A 23,340-nucleotide genomic window follows, 5' to 3' on the forward strand; every position below is an offset into this window, starting at 1 on the left:
CCCCCCCCCCGCGACAGGATGATCGCAGAAAAACTACCTGGCGGCGGCCATGTCCGCCTCGGCCGCCTTGACAAGCTCCGGCCCGATCTTGGCCGTCCAGTCGTCGCGCACCTTTTGCGTGGCCTTGTGGAATGCCGCAATCTGTTCCGGGCTGAGGCGCGTGACGGTCATGCCGTTTTCCTGCATGCAGGCGTACGGGTCCGTCACGTCCGGCAGCTTGCCGATGCTCTTGAGATAGGCTTCCGAGGCGCCGTCATCCATGCCGAGGCGGGAGAGGGCCTTGCCGTATTTTTCCGCTTCGGCCGCGCATTCCACCAGAAGTTTCTGGTCTTCGGGGCTGAAGCCCTTCCAGACCTGCGGGTTCACGCCCAGAAGCAGGGGGTCGATGATATAGTGCCAGTCGCTGTGATGCTTATGGAAATCCCATATCTTCAGCGGGATATTGATGCCGTTGGTGGGGTTTTCCTGCCCGTCCACAACGCCCTGCTGGAAGCCCGTGGTGGCCTCGCTCCAGTTCATGTTCACCGGATTGGCGCCAAGCTCGCGGAAGGTCTCGATGAAGATGGGGCTGCCCACAACGCGGATCTTGAGGCCCTTCAGGTCTTCAGGAGCGCTGATGGGTCCCTTGCTCGTGGTCAGTTCGCGAAAGCCGTTTTCCGCCCAGCCGATGATCTTGACGCCCTTGCCCTCGATGGCGTCCACCATCATCTGGCCGGACTTGCCGTCCATGATGGCGTCCATGGCCTTGTAGCGGTCTGGCTGGACGGCAAGGAGGAAGGGCAGCGCCGTGAGATTGAGTTCCTTAATCTGGGGCGACCAGTTGATGGTCGAGGCCAGGGCGAAGTCGATGGCTCCGTTGCGGAGCATGAGAAATTCCGAGGTCTGCTTGCCGGACAGAAGCTGGCTTGAGGGATAGACCTTGATATTGATGCGGCCATTGGAGCGCTCGCGCACCAGGTCCGCGAAATAACTGGCGGTCTTTCCCCAGCCGGAGGTTGCGCCGGGCACGACGCTCAGCTTGTATTCCCCCTTGTACTGTGCCGCCGTGGCGGACGCGAGGGGCGCCACCGTCAGGCACGCGCAGGCCGCCAGGGCGAGAAAGAGTTTTCCGAATTTCATCCAGACCTCCTCGGATGGTTGTGCCCGACCGCAGCCGGGCGTGTGCCCTACAACCTGGGCAGAAGAAGCATCAGGAGCGGCAGCACGGCCACCAGCCCCAGCGTGCTGAAGATCCAGCAGGCATTGGCAAGGTCCACATCCAGATGGAACAGGGTGGGGGGCACAAGCGCGGTCATGGCAACGGGCATGGCCGAGAGAACGGCCACCACCCGGAGGGGCAGGCCTCCGTCCATGTCGCCGAAACCGATGGCTGCCGCCAGGCTGATGATGACAAGCGGCACAGCCGCGAATTTGATGGCGCACACGACAAGGCTCGGCGCAAGATGGCGGGAGAGCCTCGAAAGGCGCAGACTCAGGCCGATGGCAAAGAGGAACATCGTCGTGGCGGCGATCATGGCGCCGGAAGCCAGGGGACCGCAAAACCCTGGGCGCGGCGTCTCCGTCATGTTGAGCAGGAAACCGGCGCCGAGCGCGCAGAGGATGACGCACAGGACGGGATCGAGCCTGAATGCCCTGAGGGAGAGGGTCGTTGCCGTATTCCGGGGGCTGTACCAGCGGGCGATGGGGAAGGAGATGCTGAAGTAGTAGAGTTCTTCGCAAAGCCGGTAGAGCGCCACCAGGGCGATGGAATTTTCGCCGAGGAAGAGCAGACTGGTGAGGCCGCCAACCGCGCCGATATTGGTGAACGTGCCGCAACAGTAGAGGCTCCCTGTCTGCGGGCGGTCGAGGTGAAGCTGTCGCGCGGCCGCCAGTGCCAGCGCGCCGCCGAGGGTCCACGCGGCGAGGCCCAGAAGCGGCAGGGCGGCAAGGCGCGGGTCGGGCCTTGGCAGCCCCCAGAGGGAGAGCATGGCAGAAAGCGGGATCAGCGCATAGACGGCCAGGATCTGCAGTCTTCTGCGGGTGCTCTCCATGGCGGAGCTTCCCCACGGGATCGTCCCGGCTTCGGCGGCGCGGCGGCAGGCATAGCCTGTGCCCAGACTGACGAAGATGATGGCGAGAGTGAGGAGGAGCCGTTCCATATGCCTGCCCTGTACATGCCGGCAATGCGGCGCCAGCCGTCAAGGCTCCATTCCCGCCTGAATGCCGGAAAAAGCCGCACCTGCTGGCGTAGCGCCTGGTGTGGAAAGGGAATGCATAGCCCTGGAACGGGCTTTTGTCAAAATATCGTGGAATGGCAACGGGATTTTCCGGCGCCGCTGGGGGATGCGCTTCGCCCTTTTTTCCGTCGCGCGATCGCCTGCGTGGAGACGGCCAGCCGTGGGGCACTTCTGGAAAAGGCCGTACGCGGCCAGCGTATGCGGGGAGCGTGAGGAAGCGGCAAAGCGGAGCAGGACCGCGGGAAACGCGCCGATCAGCGTTTCCCAAAATCCCGCCCTGCTTTTCACGCCTGCGGCAGGAAAAGCCGGATGTCACGCGCACGGGACGCGGGCGGCAAAAGCCGGAATGCCAAAAGCCCGGGAGACGCTGTGCTACTTGAACAGTTCGCGCTCCTGCACCGTGCGGTCGATGCGGTCTTCCACCTCCACACCGGCAGGAGGCGTGAAGCGGAACTCCGCGGGGGCGATGCGCGTGTCCGGCAGGAAACGCGTGAAGCGCACATCATTGGCGTTGCCGTAGAAGTCGATGATCTTTGCCCTGCGGATATAGCCGCTTTCGGGTTCGATCCAGATGGTCGCCTCCACCATCTGCGGGGCTGGCTCATGGGGAAAGAGCAGCAGCCGGACAAGGCCGCCCTCGGTTCCCGAGACCTTGACGTCAAAATCCCTGGTCAGCGCCGACTGCCCGGTGAGCACCTGGATGATGCTGCGCGAATCCTGCACCAGGCTCGGGGGATAGCGATAGGCGATCTCCTCGTCCGGCAGGTAGTCCCATATCTCCCTGCCCGTCACCACCAGGGTTTCCTCATGCGGCTTGACGGTCTGCCAACGGATGAGCAGCGGTTTCTGGAAGAGGAGGCTTCCTTTGCGCTGTTCCGTCGAGCCGCTTTCCTTGTGCGTGAGCGTCTGGTCGAAGTCCGCGCTGAAGGATTTCAGCGTTTCATAGCGTTTCTGGATGAGTCCCGCATACCGGGCAGCATCCCCGGCGGCAGCGGCAGCGGCCGGAAGGGCGGAAAGCGCCAGCAGCGCGCAGAGAAGGGCACCCGCGGTCCCCGTCAGCAATATGTTTCGCATGCGCTCACTCCTTATCCCCTGATGATGGTGCGCGGCTTGCTGCCATTGGCAGGCCCGACGATCCCCTCGGACTCGAACTGGTCCATGAGCCTGGTGGCGCGGTTATACCCGATCTGCAGGCGGCGCTGGAGCAGGGACGTGGATATGGACGAACGCCCCGACTGCAACAGGAATTCCCGCGCCTCCTCATAGAGCGGGTCCTGCGAGGCGTCCGCCCCGTTTCCCGCGCCGGACCCGGCGGCGGCGTTCCACTGGGAAAAATCCACGCCATAGTCCGGCGCCATCTGGCGTTTCCAGTGGGCCACCACCGCCTGCACCTCTTCATCGGCCAGGAAGGGACCATGCAGCCGCTGGAGACGGCCGCCGCTGGGTTTGAACAGCATGTCGCCGCGCCCGAGAAGCTGTTCCGCGCCCATCTGGTCGAGAATGGTGCGCGAATCGTGCCGGGACGTGACCTGAAAGGAGATGCGGCAGGGAAAGTTGGCCTTGATGAGTCCCGTCACCACATCCACGCTGGGGCGCTGCGTGGCGAGGATCATGTGGATGCCGGCCGCGCGCGCCAGTTGCGCGAGCCGCACCACGCTCGTCTCCACTTCGCGCGCCGCCGTCATCATCAGGTCGGCCAGTTCGTCGATGACGATGACGAGGTATGGCAGGCGCTCCAGGTCCGCGAGGTCCGGCGGCAGGGCATTCCTGAAGGTGGCGAGTTTCTGGTTGTACGCGGCCACATTGCGCACGCCAAGGCGCGCCATGCAACGGTACCTGTTGTCCATCTCCTGCACGGCCCATTCCAGGGCGTTCTTGGCATCCGCCATTTCCGTCACCACGGGATGGACCAGATGCGGCTCATCCGCATAGACCGCCAGCTCTATCCGCTTGGGGTCAATGAGCAGGAGGCGCAGATCCTGCGGCTGGGTGCGGTAGAGCAGGCTGACAAGGATGGCGTTGAGGCAGACGCTTTTGCCCGCGCCCGTGGCTCCGGCCACCAGAAGATGCGGCATGCGCGTGAGGTCCGCCATGGCGGGGTGCCCCGCGATGTCCTTGCCGAGGATCATGGTCAGGGGACCACACCCTCTGCGAAAGGCGTCCGAGGCCGCCAGCTCCCGGAAATTGACGGTCTCGCGCTGCTCATTGGGGATCTCGATGCCCACGGTGTCCGAGCCGGGAATGGGCGCCTGGATGCGGACCGCCGGGGCCTTGAGGGCGCGGCTGAGATCGTCGCTGAGGTTGGCGATGCGGCTGACGCGAATGCCGGGCGCCGGCCGCACCTCGTACATGGTGACCACCGGGCCGGGGGTGACGCGCACAAGGTCGCCCTGGATGTCAAAATCCTTGAGGCAGGCCATGAGCGCGCTGCCCTTGGCTTCAAGGTTTTCACGGCCGCGGGCCACACCGGGCGTGGGGGGCGTCAGCAGATCCAGGCCGGGCAGCGGGATCTTCGCCCGTTTGCCCCGGCCTTCTCCTCCATGCGCGGAAGCGGCGGGAGCCTGCGCCGGGTGCGGAGCCGCCGGGGGGGCCGCGCGCTCGACAGCGCTTGCGGTGGCAGGGGGAGCGGAAGCCTTCGTCTCGCTGTTTTCCGCGTCCCCGGCGGAGATGGCGGCGTCCTTTCCTGTTTCTGCGCGAGTGGCGGAGACATCCGGCACGTCGGCTTCCGGAAAATCAAGCTCGGGCATCGTGTCGGCCGTGGGGCGAATGCTGCCGATGACGTCCCGCCAGTGCTCCAGGCGTTGCTTCAGCTTCGCCGTATCCGGCAGGTGCAGCCGGGCGCGCAGGCGCTCCCACCAGGGCGTCGGGCCGGGCGCCTGTTCTGCGCCATTGTCTTCCGGCGAGGGAAAAGCCTCAGCGGCAACAGGGGCAGCGGCACTCCCGCGTGCGCTTCGTTCGGCCAGTCTGGCGATCGCCCATATCCTGAATCTGTCGGCCAGCGTGAACCAGGAAAAATTGCAGGCCAGCTGAAGCCCCACCAGAAGCACGAAAACCCAGAGCAGGGTGGACCCGACAGGACTCAGATAGAGGCGGGCATTGTCATAAAGGGCGCTGCCCACCATGCCGCCGCCCGAAAGATCGCCGAGGGACAGATCCCACCAGGAACCGGCCACGAGCAGACAGACGGTGAGCAGGAAAAAGCCGCACCAGCGCCACCAGTGCAGGGCATAGCCGGAAGAAACGTAGGCCGCCCCCAGTGCCCCGAAAACAAGAGGCCAGAGAAAGGCGGCCACGCCAAAGACATCGTTGAGGAATCCGGCCGCATACGCGCCGAACAGCCCCGCCTTGTTCTGCACCGGGCCGCCGGAACTCACCACATGGTTGAAGCTCTGGTCGCCGGCATCGAAGCTCAGCAGACTCAGCAGGAGCAGAAGGGCCCAGAAGAGCAGGAACAGGCCGAAAAGCTCGCGTAAGAACTTGCGAATATCCGTGGCTTGCCCTCCAGCGGAAATGCGGCGCCCTGCCTACTCCCGGCCCAGGTATTCCTTGGTGCGCGTGTCGATCTTGATCCTGTCGCCGATATTGACGAAAATGGGCACCTGGACAGTCAGCCCGGTCTCGAGCGTGGCGGGCTTGGTGACGTTGCTCACGGTGTCGCCCTTGGCGCCCGGTTCGGTATCCGTGATCTCCAGCACAAGAGTGAGGGGGATGTCGATATCCAGCGGGCGCCCCTGATAGAGGAGGACGCGGCATTCCTGCCCGTCCTTGAGGAAGCCTTCCTTGCCGCCGGTGGAGGATGCCGGCATGGAAAGCTGCTCATAGCTCGTCATGTCCATGAAAATGAGTTCGTCGTCCTGCCGGTAGAGGAACTGCATGTCGCGCGTTTCCAGGTCCGGCTTGCCCACCTTGTCGCCGGAGCGGAAGGTGATGTCCTGGATGCGGCCGGTAAGGATGTTCCGCAACTTGGTCCTCACCATGGCGCCGCCCTTGCCGGGCTTGAAGTGCTGGAACTCGACGATCTCATAGGGGGTCCCTTCCACTTCTATCTTGAGGCCCTTGCGAAAGTCGGTGGTAGAATACATGGCTCCTCCTGCGGCGGGGTCTCGCCGCGCCGCGAAACTTCCTGTCATGGCGGTTGCAAGGACGGGCGCCAGGGGCTACCGTGGCGCATGGTGGGTCGCCGTCCCAAGAATTCGGGTTCACCAGTCTATGCAAAAATGTCCCGCTGTCAAGGCGGCCGTTTCCGGGGCACGGGGGAACGGGCCGCACGGCGGATGCACCTTGCGGAGAAAATCAATGGAAAGCACGCTCGAGCTGGAAGCCACAGCCTATGTGACCGGCCAGCTCCCCAATTATGACCGGCCGCAGATAGCCCTGGCGGGGCGTTCCAACGTGGGCAAATCCTCGTTGATCAATGCGCTCGCGGGCCGCAAGAACCTCGCCCGGGTCAGCGCTCAGCCGGGCAAGACGCGATCCGTCAATTTTTATCGCGTCCTGCCGCAGGGGTACTATCTCGTGGATCTGCCCGGCTACGGGTACGCCCGCGCAAGCCATGAGGAACGGCGCCAATGGGCACAGACGCTGGAAGCCTATATCGGGGGGGATCGCCACATCAGGGCGCTCGCCCTGCTGCTGGATTGCCGCCTGACCCCGCAGCGGCTGGATCTGGATCTTGCCGCCTTTGCCGCCTCCCGTGGCTTGCCCATCGTGCCCATCCTCACCAAGGCCGACAAATGCACCCAGCGCGAACGGGAAGCGCGGCGCAGGGAATGGCTGGAACGCCTGGGGACCGCCCCCATCGTCACATCAGCCGCGCGCAGACAGGGCATGGATAAGCTGTGGCGCGCGCTTGACGCCGCAGCTCTGGGGAACGAAGAAACTTAAAGTTGTGGTTGAAGTACGGTCCCCGGCTGCAATCATGGAGGTCGCCAGGAAAATGCGCTACCGCCTGACCCGTGCCAGCACTTTTTCCGGAGCGAGGGAGTGCAGGTATCGCACCCGCAGCCAGTAGGCCGTCGCGCTGAAACCCAGGGCCGCCACATAGGCGATCCAGAAGCCTTCCGCGCCCAGGGCGGGCACGAGCCAGTCCGTGCGCGCCAGGGTGTAGCCCAGGGGCAGGCCGATGATCCAGTAGGCCACAAAGCAGATGACCGAAATGATGCGCGTGTCGTTATATCCGCGCAGGACGCCGATGCCGGCCATCTGGAGTCCGTCAACGATCTGGTAGGCCGCCGCGAAGAGCAGGAGGCGCATGGCAAGGACCGTGACCTGCGGGTCATCGTTGTAGATATGGACGATACTCTGGCGGAAAAGGATGGTACCCGCGCAGATGAGCAGGGCGAACACCACGCTCAGGGTCAGCGCCGTGAGCGCGCAGAGCTTGGCCTGCGCCACCTTTCGCGCCCCGAGGCAGTAGCCCACGCGGATGGTGGCGGTCATGCCGATGGCAAGCGGAACCATGAAGATGAGGGCGCCGAAATTCATGGCGATCTGGTTGCCGGCCACCATGACCGTGCCCAGGGGGGCCAGGAGGATGGCGCTCAGGGCGAAGAGCGAAACTTCAAAAAAGAGCGCCAGCGCCCCGGGAAAGCCGATACGCAGGGCGCGGAACATGAGCGGGAAGTCAAAGACCGGGCCGTCATCTTCCCGGCCGGTGGTGCGGGCGGCGGGGCACCCGGCGTTGCGGGCCGCCGCCCGTTTCGACCTGCACCACGGCAGCCAGGGGGCGAAGAGCGGCCGCAGATCGCGGTACTGGGGATCACGGCGCAAAAAGCACATCATGGCAAGGCCCATGAACCAGTAGCACAGGGCGGAGGCCACGCCGCAGCCCACGGCGCCCATGGGAGGGAATCCGCATTTTCCGTAGATGAGCATGTAGTTGCAGGGCACATTGAGCGCAAGCCCCAGCAGGCCGATGATCATGGCCGGGCGCGTGCGCGAAAAGCCCTCCAGGAAGCTGCGCTGATTGACGAAGAACATGAAACCCGGCAGCCCCCAGAGCAGAGCGCGCAGGTACCCGCCCGCAAGTTCGGCCATGGAGGGCGCAAGGCCAAAGGCCTCCAGCCGCCACGAAATGGCATAAAAAAAGGCCATCAGCACCAGGCTGATGCCGAGAGTGAGCCAGATGCCCTGACGGAGCAGATGCGCGGCGCGGCGCCGTTTGCCGCCGCCCACCATCTGCGCGCTCAGCGGCGGCAATGCCAGGAGACAACCGATGCCGAGCAGGGCCACCGGCGCCCATATGGAACCGGCCACGGCAACGGCGGCCATGTCCTCGGCGTTATACTGCCCGGTCATGGCCGTGTCCGCGAAGTTCATGCCCGTTTGCGACAGCTGGGCGATGAAGATGGGCAGCCCGATGGAATAGAAGCGCCGGGCTTCCGTCCAGGAAAAGAAGGCCCTCATGGCTGTCCCTCCCCGTCGGGGGAATGCCCGGGCGTGCGCGTCATGCCGCCGCCTCCGGCCAGAAAAGCCCGGCGCCGGGCAGGCTGCGCCCGAGGCGCGCCGCCGAACGTTCCACAAGCGTCCTGATGGCTCCCTGACCCGTCTCCCCAAGATTTTCGCTGTAGGGCGTGACAAAGGTGTCGATATGCGCGCGCGTCACCGCATCGTCCAGTTCCTGCGCGTGCGCGCGGATGAAGGCGCGCGAGGCTTCGGGGTGCGCCCAGGCATGGCGAAGGCTGGCGGCAATGCCCGCCTGCACGGCAAGGGCTGCCGACGGCGCGAGGTCCCGGCGCGCGGCGATGGCACCGAGCGGCAGGGGCAGATGGAATGCCCCCTCCCACCACTGGCCGAGATCGAGGATCTTGCACAGGCCGTGATGTTCGTAGGTGAAACGGCCTTCGTGGATGATGACCCCGATGTCGGCCTCGCCGCGCGTCACGGCATCCATGATGTCGCTGAAGAGCAGTTCGCGGCGTTCCCCCCCAAAACCTCCGTGCAGGTCAAGGAGCAGATTGGCCGTGGTCATGAAGCCCGGCACCGCCACGCGCGCCGTTGCCAGCCGCTCCGGCGGCAGGGGGGCGCTCGCCACCACCAGGGGTCCGCAGCCCCAGCCCAGGGCCGCGCCCGATGAAAGAAGGGCATATGTGTCCATGATGCGCGAAACCGCGCCCAGCGAGAGCTTCGTCACATCCAGGCGCCCCTCCACGGCCAGGGCATTCAGCTCCTCCACATCCGCGAAATGCGGCACGAAACGGATGTCTCCCGTCCAGGGGGCGGGTGCGGGCACACGCACATGCCCTTCAAGAAGAGCATGAAAGATGAAGGTATCATTGGGGCAGGGTGAAAGCCCGAGAGAAAGGACAAGCTGTTGAGCGGACATTTTCACCTCACGTTGACAATGCCGACGGCGCGGCGATATGCTGGCGGATACTCCCGACTGCCGGGCGCGCCGGCACAGCCGCCCGCCGGAATCCGCCGGGGCGGGGCGGCGCGTGTCAGGCGGGCAACAAGGATGTTCCCATGCCGGACAAAGCATATTATGCGGCCCTCGGACTTTCGTCCATCCTTGACAAGGTCCTTTCCGGGGAGCGCCTGACATTTGAGGACGGCCTTGCCCTGTTTGCCTGCCCCGACCTCACGGCCGTGGGCGCGCTTGCGGCGCATGCGCGCTTCCGCCGCCATGGCGATGCCGCCTTCTATGTGGTCAACCGGCAGATCAACTATACCAATGTCTGCGTCAACGGCTGCCTTTTCTGCGCCTTCAGGCGCGATCACGAAGGGGAGCGGGGGGCCTTCGTCCTGAGCAGGGAAGATATCCTCGCCCGTCTGGAAACGGCGCAGGCCGGGACATTGCGCCTTGACGAGATGCACATGGTGGGGGGCTGCCACCCGGGGCTTGGGCTTGCGTGGTTCGAAGATCTGCTGCGCGCGGTGTCGGACCGCTGGCCGGATTTGCCGCTCAAGGCCTTCACCCCTGTGGAGATCGCGCATTTCGCCGCGCTTGAAGGGATCAGCACTCTTGAGGTGCTGCGGCGTCTCAAGGCCTGCGGCCTGCGGATGATGCCCGGCGGCGGCGCGGAGATCTTCGACGAGGAGCTGCGTTCCCGCCTGTGCCCGCACAAGGCCGATGCCGCCGCATGGCTGCGGATCTCCGGCGAGGCGCACAGCCTCGGCATCGTGACCAACTGCACCATGCTTTTCGGCCATCTTGAAAGCCACGCCATGCGTGTGGACCATCTGCTGCGCCTGCGCGCGCAACAGGATGCGAGCGGCGGTTTCACCTGCTTCATTCCCTTGCCCTTCCTCACGGCCAACAGTCGTCTTGAACTTCCGGAAGAGCGCCGCGGCCCGGTCCGCGGGCTGGACCAGCTCCGCACCGTGGCCGTCGCCCGTCTTCTCCTCGACAATATCCCGCATATCAAGGCCTACTGGGTGATGCTCGGTCCCAAGCTGGCGCAGACCGCCCTGTGGTACGGCGCGGATGATCTGGACGGCACCATTGTGGAAGAACGCATCGGCCATATGGCGGGCGCGGAATCCGCCCAGGGGCTGACCATTCCCGAGCTGGAAACCATGATCCGCGCTTCCGGCTTCCGCCCGGTGCGCCGCAACGCCGTTTTTGAACCCATGCCGGTGTCCGGGACGGGAAATGCCGCGTGCGGGGCCACGGAGCTTCGCAAGGAGACATGCTGATGGAGTTCGCGCCCGCGCACAGCCCCTTTGATGATTGCGGACCCGATTTTGCGGATGTCGCCGCCGCTGCCGGGAAGGCCGCGGCCGGCGAACGCCTGGAACGGCGGGATGCCGAGGCCCTCTATTTTCGCGCGAGCCTGCACACCCTCGCGCGGCTGGCGCACGCCATGCGCCTGCGCCTGCATCCCGAGCCGGTGGTGACCTATGTTGGCGACAGGAATATCAATTATTCCAACGTCTGCGTGTGCGGTTGCCGTTTTTGCGCCTTTTTCCGGCCGCCGGAGAGTCCCGAAGGCTATGTCATCAGCCGGGAGGGACTCGCGCAGAAGATCGGGGAGACCCTGCGCCTCGGCGGCACCCAGATCCTGCTCCAAGGCGGCCACCACCCCGACCTTCCGCTCGAATGGTACGAAGACCTGCTCCGCTGGATCCGGACGACTTGGCCCAAGCTGCATATCCACGCCTTTTCGCCGCCGGAGATCTGGTACTGGTCGGAAAAGTTCGGCCTTCCCGTGCCCGAGATCCTCAGGCGGCTCAGGGCCGCGGGGCTTGACTCGCTGCCCGGCGGCGGTGCGGAGGTGCTCCAGAATGACGTGCGCCGCCAGGTTTCGCCCAACAAGTGTTCGGCCGATGCGTGGCTCTCGGTCATGGAGGCGGCCCACCGCCTCGGCATGAAGACCACGGCCACCATGATGTTCGGCCATGAGGAGGAACCCCGGCATCGCCTGGACCATCTCTTTGCCGTGCGCGCCACACAGGACCGCACGGGCGGTTTCACCGCCTTCATCCCCTGGACGTTCCAGCCCGCCAATACCCGCATCCGGTGCCAGAGCCTGCCCGCGCCCGCCTATCTGCGCCTGCTCGCGGTGTCGCGGCTGGTGCTCGACAATGTGCCGAACATCCAGGCATCTTGGGTGACCATGGGACCACAGGTGGCGCAACTTGCACTGTTCTACGGCGCCAATGATTTCGGCTCGCTCATGATCGAGGAAAATGTGGTGGCGGCCGCGGGCGTTTCCTACCGCATGACGCGCGGGGAGATCGAGTCCGTCATCCGGGCCGCCGGGTTCACGCCGGTGCAGCGGACCATGGACTATCGCCCCGTGGAGCCGGACGCGGCGCGCCCCGAAAACTGATGCCCCCAGGCGAGGTATTTCGCATGTCCGACACTGTCCTGCGTATGGGGCGCATCAGCTATCTCAATGTGCTGCCCATCTATCACCCGCTGGAAGCCGGCATCCTGCCGCACGACTACGAACTCGTGTCCGGGCCGCCGGCCCTGCTCAACGACATGATGGCGCGGGGCGAGCTTCAGGTGTCGTCCTGCTCCTGCTTCGAATATGCGCGCAGACCCGAACGGTATTATCTCGTGCATGACCTTTCCATCGGTTCGCGCGGGCCTGTCATGAGCGTCCTCCTGCTGTCGCGCGTGCCGGTGGAGGAACTCGGCGGCCGCGAGATCCTCATCAGCGGCGAAAGCCATACATCCGTGGCGCTGCTGCGGCTGCTCATGCGCGACAGGTATCGGCAGCGGGTCAGCTATGTGACGGGGCAGGTCTCGGCCGCACTGCGCTCGGCGACGCCGCCAGTGGCGTTTCTCGCCATCGGCGATGAGGCTCTGCGCCTGCGGCGGCATCAGGACTATCCCTACCGGGTGGACCTGGCCGAGGCCTGGCGTGAGTGGACGGGGCTGCCCTTCATTTTCGGCCTCTGGGTCGTGAGCCGCGACGCGGCCGACAGGGGCCTGTTCCGCAGTGACCCGGGCGAGCTTTTGCGGCGCGGGCGCGACTGGGGGCTGGCCCACATGGATGTCATTCTCGACCTCACGGGCCACGGTTGCCCGCTCAGCCGTGAGGACCTGGCCCGCTACTATCGCGAAGGCCTGGTTTTCAGCCTGGGAGAGGAGGAACTGCGCGGCTTGCGCCTGTTTTATGGAAAGCTCGCCCAGGCCGGGCTGATAGATGCCGTTCCGCAGCTGCGCTTTTTCAAGATGTAGCGCATCCTGCGGGCCAGGAATGACGAGCCGCAGGCATCGTTGACGTTTTTTTGCTCCCTTTCTTCGTTGCCCGGAAAACGTGCCGGGTGTCGTGGCGACAGACATGCCCCCGGCGTCCCGTTTGGTGCGGGATGCCGGGGGCATGTTTTGGGGCGATCAGGCTCAGCGCAGGGCCTTGAGGATGGCGTCGGCCGAAACCTTGCCCAGGGGCCTGCCGTCCACGATGACGGCCGGAAGTTCGTTCACGCCGTAGTAACGGCAAAGCTGGGTGGTCTGGTACATGTTCACGTTGCCCGCGTCATAGCAGTATCTGGCGACATCCAGTTCGTCCGCGGCGGGCACCGGGGGGCGCAGGCGGGAAAGGTAGCCGTAATGGATGGGGTAGTCCGTGGCGCTCGCCGTGGCGTCATACTCGTTTTTGAACGTCCTGACGTTCCCGGCGCGGCGCTGGGCCGCCTTGACCTCATTCCAGCGGTCGAGGGCGTAGGTGAGATAGGGCATGGCCTGCCCGGGCCGGGAATGCGCGATCCAGATGGCAAGCCCCAGAAGGTCTGTCCCGTAATTTTCCGTGCTGTTGCCGAAAACGGCGATCTTGCACTGCTGCGGCGAAAGGGAGCGGCTGGCCTTGACCACCGCTTTCCAGACCTCCGCGCTTCTGGGCGAGGAAAAGTCCAGCAGGACGAGGATCTCGTGCGGCGCCGTGCGTTCACCGAAAACCACGGGATAGATCTCGTCGCGCCAGTTCCTGCGATGGGCCGCCTCGCCCTCGATGGTCGGCATGGCGCCCCCCATGGCGCCAAGCATCCGCTGGCCTTCGGCGGTGAGTTCTCGCGTATTGGGCAGTTTCGTCTGCATATAGGGGTTGAAGGCGTTGGCGCCACCGCCGGGAGCGGCGGCTGAAAGCGCCACCTGTTCCGGGGCGGACCCTGTCCCTTCCCGGCCGGTGGCGGCGCACCCCAGAAGCAGAAGCGTCATCATGAGTGCCGGCACAAGTCTTCCGCGCATTTCCCACCTCGCTGCTGAACTGTTCACGACATGATGCAGTCGTCTGTCGCCTCTGCGACGGCTGTTTCAAGGTGGCGCAGCCATATCCCGGCCACGCCCGGATATTCCGCCATGCCCCTGAGCACCGGCAGGCACAGGCGGTGCCGTGCCTCGATGCGCGAGCGCCACGACTGCGCCCCGTCCCCGGCCATGTCGCGCAGGGCATGCTGCCCCACCACTGAAAGCAGCGGCATGAGCCAGACCCGCGCCGACGTGAGGCGGGGCAAAATATGTTCCAGCGCCATGGCACCGCCCATGGTGCCTACATGGACATGGGCATCCAGCGCCCGAAGCGCCAGCGCAAGGTCCGCATAGCGGGCTGCGGCCGCGTGCCGCGCGCCGTGGCCCATGAGCACCACATCCTCGTCGGGCAGCCGGTCGGGTGGCAAATGCCGCGCCAGTGCCCGCGCCGCATCCTCCACGTCAGAGGGGGCGGCCAGGAGGGGTGCGCCCACACGGCACCGCATGTCCGGCGCCTGATCCGCCTCGGCGGCGGCAGCGCAGACTTCTTCGTGCTCCGCTCCGGCGATGGTCTGCAGAGGTTGCAGGGCCACCTGGGTGAAGCGTTCAAAACGAAGCCGACGCAATGCCTTGCGGACAGAATCGCTTTTCTGGCGCGCCTGCGCCAGACGCTCGCGCACCAGAGGCGAGGTGAACGCCCAGCGCACGGACCAGCCCGCGAAACGGGCGCGCACCATGCCGTCAAAGGCGCGCAACGCCTGACGGCCCTGGGGAGTGCCCGCGCCGAACGCCACCAGAAGAATCGCCCTTCTCATGCCGCTTCTTTGTACGTCACTTGCCGGTTGGCCGCAAGACGGACTGAAGGGGCGGCAGATGCGGAATGGCCGGAACAGGCGGGTGCCGTGCCGTCCCGTGTTGACCAGCGTTTTCCTTGGGGCTAGAGTCGCGCCAGATGAAACAGGCGCGAGGCGCACATCCACAAGGGCAGCAGGAGGGCAGGCATGGCGAAGGCATTGGTTCTTGGCGGAACCACCGGCCTTGTGGGGCAGGCGCTGGCGCGGACGCTCGCTGCCGGTGGCTGGGAAACGCTGACGTTCAGCCGTACGGAAGGCAATCTGCTCGACCTGGACTTTCTGCGCGGGCTGCTGGAAAAAAGCGGCGCCGATGTGGTCTTCAATGCCCTTGGCTGGACGCGCGTCGATGCCGCCGAAGAGCATCCTGAAGAAGCCCTGCTCGCCAATCGCACGCTTCCGGACGCGCTGGCCCGGACTCTGGCCGCCATGGGCCATGGGCATCTGGTGCACTTCAGCACGGATTTTGTCTTTTCAGGCCCGCACGACGGCCTGTGGCGCGAAACGGACAGGCCGGCCCCCCTCAGCGTCTATGGGCGCACCAAGCTCGCAGGCGAAGAGGCCGTCCTGCATGCATTGCCGGACAGGAGCTGCATCGTGCGGACGGCGTGGCTGTTTGGTCCCGGCCGCTCGAATTTTGTGGATGTCATCCTTGATGCCTGCCGCAGGCGCGATGTCGTAAGGGTGGTGCATGATCAGGTGGGTTCGCCCACCTATACGCTGGATCTTGCCCAATGGTGCGAAAAACTGGCGCGCGCGCGTGCCACCGGCATCTGGCACGCTGTCAACAGCGGCGTGGCAAGCTGGTGCGAGCTTGCCAGCGAGGCCATCGCCCTGACTTCCGGGCCATGCCGCGTGGAGCCGATCCCGGCCGCCGACTGGCCGCAGGCGGCGCAACGCCCCGCCAATTCTGCGCTGGACAATGGCCGGCTGGCCGAATTTCTCGGGGAAAAGCCACGTCCCTGGCCCAGGGCCTTGCGGGAATATCTGTTTGGCGCATGTCTTCAGGGCGCCGGAGGGAAGGAGCATTGAGGCGGCGCTTCTGGTCCGGCGCGGCCGGGCTGCTCGGTGCTTTGGTCATCCTGGCCGTCTTCGCGCACGGGCCGGCTTTTGCCAGGCCACAAAATCTGGCCCAGCTTGCCGACATCACGCGCTACCTCGTTGATGTGCCCTTGCCCGGGCCTATCACGTCTCTCTATCGGCCAAGGTACGATACCGTCTCCGAGGCCGACCTCAAGATGACCCATGACGATGTCGCGTTTGTGGTGATGCTCCCTGGAGGGCCGCGCATCTATCCGCAACGGTATCTCGTCTGGCATCAGGTGGTCAATGAACTCATCAATGACCATGCCTATGCCATCACCTATTGTCCCATCACGGGCACGCTCATGGCATATGATGCCTCCATGCAGGGACTCAACCTCATTTTTGATGTGGAGAGCCACAGCAGTTCGGAAGGCACGTCCGGGTTTCTCTATGATGGCAACAGCGTCCTGACGGACCGCAATTCCGGCAGCTTCTGGCTTCAGGAGACCGGCATGGCCTTCGACGGCCAGCTTCTGGGGCGCGGGATGCCGACACTGCCGGTCTTCTGGACCACCTGGGGCGCCGCAAGCCGCGTTTTTCCCGATGCGCCCGTGCTTGCCAAACCGCGCGGCAAGCGTCCGTACGGGCGCGACCCCTATGGCAGCTATCTCAAGAAAGACACCTATTATGACAATGACATCCTGGCCTACCAGCCCCGCTGGCTGGACAGGCGCTTCCACCGCAAGACGCCCATGCTCTGCCTGGAATACGAGAATTTCCTGCTTGCCGTGGATATCGGCTATGTCAAAAAAAAGGGTGCGGTAAATTTTTTTCTCGGCCCCGCGCCGCTGCTGGCCGTCCATGACAAACGGCTGGATGTCGTGCGCATCTACAGCCGCCAGATATGGGCCGATCCCTTCCTTTTTGTGATGCAGGGCGGCAGGCTCATGGACCTCAATACCCGCAGCACCTGGGACACTGCCACCGGCAAGGCCACGGAAGGCAATATGCGCGGCGCTTCCATGAAGGAGTTTTTCGGGGTTTATTCCATGTGGTTCGCCTGGTACAGCCTCAATCCCGAGACCCTGGTCATCCCCGGACCCGGGGAGGTCCCGGCGGACCTGCTTTCGCCCGAGGCGCCGGGAGTGGGGGATGCGCCCGCTGAGACCGGGACGGGAAAGACGGAGCATTCATTGCCCGGCGCGCCGCGCTGGGAGCCGGCCCTGTAAGCCTCCGTTCGCGTGCTGTGGCACCGCCCGCCGCGCAATGCGCGCGGGAGGAACCGCTTGCAAGCGGTGCGGTTTGCAGTTAAAAATTTTTCCGGATCCGTGAACCGGGGCGTTTCGGCGCCCGAGAAAAGGAGCAGAGAATGGCATATGTGCAGCGCGTGATGGAGAGTCTGAAAGAACGCTACAGCTGCGAGCCGGTCTTTCTTCAGGCTGTGCAGGAAGTACTGCAGAGCCTCGCGCCCATCCTTGAAAAAAATGGCAAGTATGAGGAGTATCGCATTCTGGAGCGCATCACCGAGCCGGAGCGCATCATCGCCTTCCGGGTGGACTGGGTGGATGATCAGGGCAAGATCCAGGTTAACCGCGGCTACCGGGTCCAGTACAATTCGGCCATCGGCCCGTACAAGGGCGGCCTGCGCCTTCATCCGAGCGTCAATCTCGGCATTCTCAAATTCCTCGGCTTTGAGCAGATTTTCAAGAATTCCCTCACCGGCCTTGCCATCGGCGGAGGCAAGGGTGGCTCGGACTTCGATCCCAAGGGCAAGTCGGAAATGGAAGTCATGCGCTTCTGCCAGGCGTTCATGACCGAGCTGTTCCGTCATATCGGCGCCACTATCGACGTGCCCGCCGGCGACATCGGCGTGGGCGGCCGTGAGATCGGCTTCCTGTTCGGGCAGTACAAGCGCCTCACCAGGAGCTACGAGGGTGTGCTCACGGGCAAGAACCTGCTGTTCGGCGGTTCCCTCGCGCGGACGGAAGCCACGGGATACGGCGTGGTTTATTTCGCCCAGGCCATGCTCCAGGACCGCAAGGAAAGCCTTGAGGGCAAGCCCTGCGCCGTTTCGGGCGCCGGCAATGTGGCTATCTACTGCTGCCAGAAGCTTCGGGAAATCGGGGCCAGGCCGGTCACTGTGTCGGATTCGCGCGGCATGATCCATGATCCGGACGGCATCCGTGTGGATGTGCTCCGCCAGGTCAAGGAAGTGGAGCGCGCCTCCCTGACGCGCTATGCCGAACTCGTGCCCTCTGCCAAATATACGCCCGTTGCCGACTATCCCAAGGGACGCAACGCCGTGTGGAACGTGCCCTGCTTTGCCGCCTTCCCCTGCGCGACGCAGAACGAGCTTAACCTCGCCGATGCGGAGGCGCTGCTCGCCAATGGCTGCAAGTGCGTGGCCGAAGGCGCCAATATGCCGTCTACGCTGGACGCGGTGCATGCCTTCGTCAAGGCGGGCATCGCCTATGGCCCGGCCAAGGCGGCCAACGCCGGCGGCGTTGCCACAAGCCAGCTGGAAATGGCCCAGAATGCGAGCATGCAGAGCTGGGATTTTGCCACGGTGGATCAGAAGCTCCACGGCATCATGAACAATATCTACAAAAACGCTGCCGAAACCGCGAAGGAATTCGGCCAGCCCGGCAATCTCGTCATGGGCGCCAATATCGCCGGCTTCCGCAAGGTGGCGGACGCCATGATCGCCCAGGGCGTCTAGAACTTCAGGGGCAATGGGCTGTTCGCTCTCTCTGGCGAGAGGGTGGACAGCCCATTCCATCTTGTCTCTTCCGCCTCTGCCCACGAACCTGAGAGGGTGATGCCCCTCCTCATATCATATCGGTTTTTCAGGGAAACAGCGCTCTCCCTTCGACAGCGTTTCCCGGAAGGACTGGCTTTCTACCTCCATTTCTACCCACAAAATACTTGGATGCAAACGTGCTTCCCCGGACTTTTGGGAATCTTACTGGAACAAAAAACCAAAGAATGCCAAGGTCTTTTGGACGTTGGCATTCTTGATTATACCTCAATATGGTGCGCCCGGCAGGAATCGAACCTGCGGCCTACAGCTTAGGAGGCTGTCGCTCTATCCGACTGAGCTACGAGCGCGTGAGAGCAGTGGTAGGCCGTAAATGTACGACTGTCAAGGGTTTTCTATTGCTGAGGACACGGTCCGCCGACAAAGGGGCCACGTTTCCCGGATGCAGGCGCCATGCCGGCGCGGATGGAGTCCCCGGGACAATGGCGCACAGAAAACTTATATGCCATTGTCGTCGCTTGCGCTACGGGGCGTTTTGCCGCCTTTTTCCAGCCGCGCGAGGATCCGGTCGTAATAGGGGTCGTGTTCTTCCAGTTGCAGGGAACGCGCATGGCGCATGCGTGTGCGGAGTATCAGGAAGCGCAGCCGCTCCATCTGTCGCACACGTTCACGTTCATCATCGCAGTTCTCGAGCAGGTCGGCGAGTTTCTGGATGTCTTTCCTGTCCTCAAGTTCCGGCGGCAGGCAATTGGCGTTACGCAGGATGGTGTACGCCATGCGAAGCTCCTGGGGCACGTTGCTCATGTCTTCCAGATGCAACGGGCGCCCCGTTCCGGGGAGATTTTCGAACTCGCCGCGTTGCTGGGCTTCCTGGATGCGCTGTTCGGCAATAGCCCCGAGGATCGACCATTCCCCGCTCATGCGTCACCGGCCGGAGGGGGGGCGGTCTTTCCCGTCCCCCAGCGTCGCTTCCAGTCCATCAGGAGTTTGAGCGCTGCCAGCGGGCTGAGCTCGTCAGGCTCCAGGCGTTCCAGAAGCCGGAGCAGGGGATGCGGGGGCATTGCCTCCTGCCTTTGTCGTGGCGTCTGGCCGGTGTTCGCCGCGGTCTCCGTAGCGGGCGCCGGATCAAGGTCCATGCCCGGCAGCGTCAGCGAGGCGGCCACCAGATTCTTGCGTCCGCTTTCCCGACTGCGTTCCAGGGCGGCAAGGATGGCTTTCGCGCGGTGGACCACAGGCATCGGCACCCCCGCGAGCCGCGCCACCTCAACGCCATAACTCCGGTCAGAGGGACCAGGCACCAGCTTGTGCAGGAACAGGATATCGTTATTATGCTCACGGATGGCGATATTCATGGTGAAGACGCCGGGGATGCGTCCCTCCAGCGCCGTCAGCTCATGATAATGGGTGGCAAAGAGCGTCCGCAGCTCACCGCCGCCACGCGCCGCCAGGTCCTCCACCACCGCCCAGGCCAGGGCCATGCCGTCATAGGTGCTGGTGCCCCGGCCGATCTCGTCAAGGATGACGAGGCTGCGTTTCGTCGCCTGGCGCAGGATGCGCGCCGTCTCCATCATCTCCACCATGAAGGTGCTCTGCCCGCGGGCCAGGTCGTCCGATGCCCCTACCCGTGAGAAGAGGCGGTCCACCAGGCCGATGACGGCCTCCTCGGCAGGCACCATGGAACCCATTTGCGCGAGCAGGCAAATAAGCGCCACTTGCCGCAATACCGTAGACTTGCCCGCCATGTTCGGGCCGGTGAGCAGGCAGAGACGATGACCGGCATTCAGGCGCAGGTCATTGGGCACAAAATTCGCGCTTCCGACCATGGTCTCGACCACCGGATGCCGCCCCTGGCGGATCTCCAGTTCCGTGCCTTCGGTGAGGGTGGGGCGGTGCCAGGCATTGCGACGGCCGACTTCGGCAAGGCATTGCCAGTAGTCAAGGTGGGCGATGAGATCCGCCATATGCACAAGGCGCTCGCGCTGGTCCGCCATATGCGCGCGCAAATCCTGGAACAGTTGATACTCCAGGCTTTTGCGCTTATCAGCGGCGGAGAGCAGCTCTTCCTCCAGCGTTTTCAGCTCTTCGGTGGTGAATCGCTCGGCGTTGACGAGCGTTTGCCGGCGGATGAAATGCGGCGGCGGAGGCCCCGAATATGCCGCCCGCGAGATCTCGTAAAAATACCCGAAGACCCGGTTATATCCCAGCTTGAGACGCGCAAGGCCGGTCTTGCGCTGCTCATCCTCCAGGAGGCGCTGGAGTTTTTGCTCGCCATGCTCCACAAGATCCAGCAGGGCATCCAGTTCCGCGTTGAAGCCCTCCCGGAAAAGGCCGCCATCCGTGATGACGGCGGGCGGGCTGTCGATCAGCGCGGTCTGGAGAAGGGCAGCGCAATCTTCAAGATCGTCCCATGACTTGAGAAGGTCGTAGAGAGGTTCGGGCAGGGTCTCTCCCCTGGCCTGGCTTTCCGTGAGATAGCGTCCGTCCTCCGGGCAGATCAGGGTCGCCCGCACGGCGGGCAGGGCGCCAAGGCTTTCCCGCAGGGCGATGAAATCCTTGGGTGAGCTTCGATTGAGGCAAATCCGCGTGGAAAGGCGCTCCAGATCATAGACCTTGTCCAGAGCGGCGCGGAGCGCGGTCCGCTGTTCATCATGCGCGTGCAGAAAGGCCACCGCCTCCTGGATGCGCCGGATGGGCGCGGCTTCGCGCCAGGGATGACGGAGCATGTCTTCCAGAAAACGGCCCCCCATGGGCGTCATGGTCATGTCAAGAGCATGCCGCAGCGTGCCCTTGCCCCTGTGGCCGTTGAGCCTGACGAAAATTTCAAGATTGCGCTCGGTGATCTCGTCTATCAGAAGGCGGCGCCCAAGGTTGAGCGGCCGGAACGGCATGAGATGATCCGGGTTGCGCTTCTGGGTCTGATCCAGATAGGCAAGCAGGGCGCCGCAGGCGCGCATGAGGGTATCCTTGCCCTCCAGACCCAGGGCGGCGGCTTCGCGAACGCCCTGGGCCGCCAGGACGCGCTCCGCGGCGCGCTTGCGGTCGAAATGCTGTGACGGCATGCGGACAAGCCGGATACCCTCCAAAAGGCAGCGCGGCGGCACTTCCAGCCCCTCGGGCACCAGAAGTTCCCGTGGCGCGAGTTTCTGCGCCCACTGCCAGAGGTCCGGCTCTTTCCTGAACTCCACCCCCGACCACTGCCCGGTGGAAACGTCCGCCCAGGCAAAAGCGCTCCGCCCAAGGCCCGCATCGTGGCAGATGGCGCCAAGATAGGTATGGCTGCCCGCGCCGAGGTTGGCATCATCCAGCACCGTGCCCGGCGTGAGCACACAGGTGACCGCGCGTTTGACGATACCCTTGGCGTCCCTGGGATCTTCCACCTGGTCGCAGATGGCTACACGGTAACCCCGGTCCACCAACTGCGCCATATAGCTCTGCGCGGCATGCCAGGGGACGCCGCACATGGGGATGGCGTTGCCTCCCTCCTTGCCCCGGCTGGTCAGGGCGATCTGAAGTTCACGCGACGCGGTGGCGGCATCTTCAAAGAAGAGTTCGTAAAAATCCCCCATGCGGTACATGAGCAGGGCATCCGGGTACTCGGCCTTGATGCCCAGATACTGCTCGAGCATGGGGGTCAGTTTTTGCGGAAGTTCAGGCATGGCCCAAGTGCTGGCTGGTTGCGGAAAATGGCGTCAGGCGGCGTGCACAGGGGACCGGCGCAGAGAAGGGAGGGCGCTCGGTCCTCCCTTCCCTGCGGCGGAGAAGATCAGGCCCTGGAGTCGGCGGTCTCGCCGGCATCCTTCGGAGCAACGGCCGCCGGAACGGCGGCGGGAGACTGCGCGACCGGCGCCGGGGCCGGAGCCGCGCTCTCCTTGCGGTGGAAGAAGGAATGCTTTGCTCCGTCACCGCCGGCAATATCCTTCTTGAGCCTGGCAAGTTCCTTTTCCAGCGAAGAGATGTGCCAGCGGGACTTTACCAGCCGCGCCGAGGTATTGCACCTGTCCCAGAAGAGCAGCGCCAGCGAAAGAAGCGCCCCCACAAAAAATGCCGCGATGACAAGAAAATAGAACGGCAGCGGGATGGAGGTCATGGGGGGGATGAAGAAAAGGTTCAGCGTCAGCTCAAGATGCTGCGAAAGCGCGGTCTGGTTCTGGAAAAAGAACACCAGCGCCAGAAAGATGAGGATGGCAAGCACGAGGGCCTTGATGTAGCGCATACGATTCTCCTTGCGGCAGGAACTGACTCCGGTTTTTCCAGAGCGCGGCTCCGCGAAGGGCCTGCGCCCGCGCGGCTCCCGGCCCCATCTTTATTGGGCGGGCTGCCGCTCCGGGGAGCCATTCCCCGGCGCGCACGACCCGGAAGCGCGAAAATACGGCAAAAGTTCGGCATAGGTCCGGGAGAGGTGCTCCGGCAGGGTGCGGACCTCGTCCAGAACCGCCATGAAGGAAGAATCGCCATTCCAGCGGGGGACCAGATGAAAATGGAGATGCTCGCGGATGCCGGCGCCAGCGGCCTCGCCCTGGTTCAGTCCCACATTGATGCCCTGACAGTTAAAGTGACGCTTGAGGATCGTGGCGCAGCGTTGCAGAAGTTCCATGATCTCGCGGGATTCGTCTTCCGTCAGGTTTTCAAGCGCCATGACGTGCCGGTAGGGGCACACCATGAGATGCCCGTTATTATACGGGAATTTGTTCATGATGACGAAACTGGCCTGTCCGCGATGCAGCACCAGACGCCCGGCATCTTCCTCCGTTCCTTTTGGCAGGCAGAAGACGCATTCATCGGGCTTGGGGCCAAGGATGTAGTCGATACGCCAGGGTGCCCAAAGCTGTTTCATGATATCAAGACTATACA

The 23,340-nt window shown here is 64.2% G+C and carries 20 protein-coding genes and 1 tRNA gene; 7 read left to right on the forward strand and 14 right to left on the reverse strand.

The annotated features are described in order from the left end of the window. Positions 1–33: 33 nt before the first annotated feature. The 5 genes from QZ294_RS01395 to efp all read right to left on the reverse strand — a co-directional run bounded on the left by QZ294_RS01395 (position 34) and on the right by efp (position 6,298). On the reverse strand, positions 34–1,119 hold the full coding sequence (locus QZ294_RS01395) for a DctP family TRAP transporter solute-binding subunit (RefSeq protein WP_297045628.1): 1,086 nt from the start codon (positions 1,117–1,119) through the stop codon (positions 34–36). Positions 1,120–1,166: 47 nt separating this feature from the next. Then, positions 1,167–2,138, reverse strand: coding sequence for a hypothetical protein (locus tag QZ294_RS01400; RefSeq protein ID WP_297045631.1), 972 nt, complete (start codon positions 2,136–2,138; stop codon positions 1,167–1,169). A 450-nt stretch (positions 2,139–2,588) separates the two neighbouring features. Further along, a complete protein-coding gene (lolA, locus tag QZ294_RS01405; RefSeq protein ID WP_297045634.1) occupies positions 2,589–3,290 on the reverse strand; it encodes an outer membrane lipoprotein chaperone LolA in 702 nt (233 codons plus the stop codon). Positions 3,291–3,301: 11 nt separating this feature from the next. Continuing rightward, a complete protein-coding gene (locus tag QZ294_RS01410) occupies positions 3,302–5,638 on the reverse strand; it encodes a DNA translocase FtsK (protein ID WP_297045947.1) in 2,337 nt (778 codons plus the stop codon). Positions 5,639–5,740: 102 nt separating this feature from the next. After that, entirely contained in the window at positions 5,741–6,298 is a 558-nt protein-coding gene (gene efp / locus QZ294_RS01415; RefSeq protein WP_297045637.1) for an elongation factor P, read from the reverse strand. 214 nt (positions 6,299–6,512) lie between these two features. On the opposite strand from efp, the gene yihA reads away from it, so the two are divergent. Beyond that, positions 6,513–7,100, forward strand: a complete 588-nt coding sequence (yihA, locus tag QZ294_RS01420; RefSeq protein ID WP_297045639.1) for a ribosome biogenesis GTP-binding protein YihA/YsxC — start codon at positions 6,513–6,515, stop codon at positions 7,098–7,100. 57 nt (positions 7,101–7,157) lie between these two features. Here the strand turns inward: yihA and QZ294_RS01425 are convergent, their stop codons facing one another. After that, complete coding sequence (locus QZ294_RS01425; RefSeq protein ID WP_297045642.1) at positions 7,158–8,621, reverse strand: MATE family efflux transporter; 1,464 nt, start codon at positions 8,619–8,621, stop codon at positions 7,158–7,160. Between the two features lie 40 nt (positions 8,622–8,661). After that, the gene (locus QZ294_RS01430) at positions 8,662–9,540 is read right to left on the reverse strand and encodes a 1,4-dihydroxy-6-naphthoate synthase (protein ID WP_297045645.1); all 879 of its coding nucleotides are present in this window, start codon (positions 9,538–9,540) and stop codon (positions 8,662–8,664) included. Between the two features lie 140 nt (positions 9,541–9,680). Here QZ294_RS01430 and mqnE point away from each other — a divergent pair, with 140 nt between their 5' ends. From mqnE to QZ294_RS01445, 3 genes are read left to right on the forward strand one after another with little or no spacing between them, the layout of a single operon-like run. After that, entirely contained in the window at positions 9,681–10,853 is a 1,173-nt protein-coding gene (gene mqnE, locus QZ294_RS01435; RefSeq protein WP_297045648.1) for an aminofutalosine synthase MqnE, read from the forward strand. Next, positions 10,853–11,989: a cyclic dehypoxanthinyl futalosine synthase gene (gene mqnC, locus QZ294_RS01440; RefSeq protein ID WP_297045651.1), complete on the forward strand. Its 1,137-nt coding sequence runs from the start codon at positions 10,853–10,855 to the stop codon at positions 11,987–11,989. The genes mqnE and mqnC overlap by 1 nt, the downstream gene beginning before the upstream one ends. A gap of 23 nt (positions 11,990–12,012) precedes the next feature. Further along, the gene (locus QZ294_RS01445; RefSeq protein ID WP_297045656.1) at positions 12,013–12,849 is read left to right on the forward strand and encodes a menaquinone biosynthetic enzyme MqnA/MqnD family protein; all 837 of its coding nucleotides are present in this window, start codon (positions 12,013–12,015) and stop codon (positions 12,847–12,849) included. A 162-nt stretch (positions 12,850–13,011) separates the two neighbouring features. Here the strand turns inward: QZ294_RS01445 and QZ294_RS01450 are convergent, their stop codons facing one another. Further along, positions 13,012–13,839, reverse strand: coding sequence for a hypothetical protein (locus QZ294_RS01450; protein WP_297045659.1), 828 nt, complete (start codon positions 13,837–13,839; stop codon positions 13,012–13,014). 38 nt (positions 13,840–13,877) lie between these two features. Next, positions 13,878–14,669 carry a sirohydrochlorin cobaltochelatase gene (locus QZ294_RS01455; RefSeq protein ID WP_297045663.1) on the reverse strand — a complete coding sequence of 264 codons (792 nt, stop codon included), beginning with the start codon at positions 14,667–14,669 and terminating at the stop codon, positions 13,878–13,880. A 186-nt stretch (positions 14,670–14,855) separates the two neighbouring features. Here QZ294_RS01455 and rfbD point away from each other — a divergent pair, with 186 nt between their 5' ends. The 3 genes from rfbD (at position 14,856) to gdhA (ending at position 18,450) form a co-directional block, all read left to right on the forward strand. Continuing rightward, positions 14,856–15,737, forward strand: a complete 882-nt coding sequence (gene rfbD / locus QZ294_RS01460) for a dTDP-4-dehydrorhamnose reductase (RefSeq protein ID WP_297045668.1) — start codon at positions 14,856–14,858, stop codon at positions 15,735–15,737. Beyond that, positions 15,734–16,960: a DUF3179 domain-containing protein gene (locus QZ294_RS01465; RefSeq protein ID WP_297045670.1), complete on the forward strand. Its 1,227-nt coding sequence runs from the start codon at positions 15,734–15,736 to the stop codon at positions 16,958–16,960. Before rfbD ends, QZ294_RS01465 begins: the two co-directional genes overlap by 4 nt. Positions 16,961–17,100: 140 nt before the next feature. Continuing rightward, entirely contained in the window at positions 17,101–18,450 is a 1,350-nt protein-coding gene (gdhA, locus tag QZ294_RS01470) for an NADP-specific glutamate dehydrogenase (RefSeq protein WP_297045672.1), read from the forward strand. Between the two features lie 312 nt (positions 18,451–18,762). Here gdhA and QZ294_RS01475 read toward each other — a convergent pair. The 5 genes from QZ294_RS01475 to QZ294_RS01495 form a co-directional block, all read right to left on the reverse strand. Beyond that, positions 18,763–18,839: transfer RNA gene (locus tag QZ294_RS01475), tRNA-Arg, on the reverse strand. Positions 18,840–18,987: 148 nt separating this feature from the next. Then, positions 18,988–19,410, reverse strand: coding sequence for a DnaJ family domain-containing protein (locus QZ294_RS01480; protein ID WP_297045675.1), 423 nt, complete (start codon positions 19,408–19,410; stop codon positions 18,988–18,990). Next, positions 19,407–22,145 (reverse strand): DNA mismatch repair protein MutS, encoded by a 2,739-nt coding sequence (mutS, locus tag QZ294_RS01485; protein WP_297045677.1) that lies wholly within the window; start codon positions 22,143–22,145, stop codon positions 19,407–19,409. Before mutS ends, QZ294_RS01480 begins: the two co-directional genes overlap by 4 nt. A gap of 107 nt (positions 22,146–22,252) precedes the next feature. Next, positions 22,253–22,702, reverse strand: a complete 450-nt coding sequence (locus QZ294_RS01490) for a LapA family protein (RefSeq protein WP_297045679.1) — start codon at positions 22,700–22,702, stop codon at positions 22,253–22,255. Between the two features lie 90 nt (positions 22,703–22,792). Further along, the gene (locus tag QZ294_RS01495) at positions 22,793–23,323 is read right to left on the reverse strand and encodes an HIT domain-containing protein (protein WP_297045950.1); all 531 of its coding nucleotides are present in this window, start codon (positions 23,321–23,323) and stop codon (positions 22,793–22,795) included. Positions 23,324–23,340: the final 17 nt, after the last annotated feature.

Source organism: uncultured Desulfovibrio sp. (assembly GCF_910584445.1).
Classification (GTDB): domain Bacteria; phylum Desulfobacterota; class Desulfovibrionia; order Desulfovibrionales; family Desulfovibrionaceae; genus Desulfovibrio.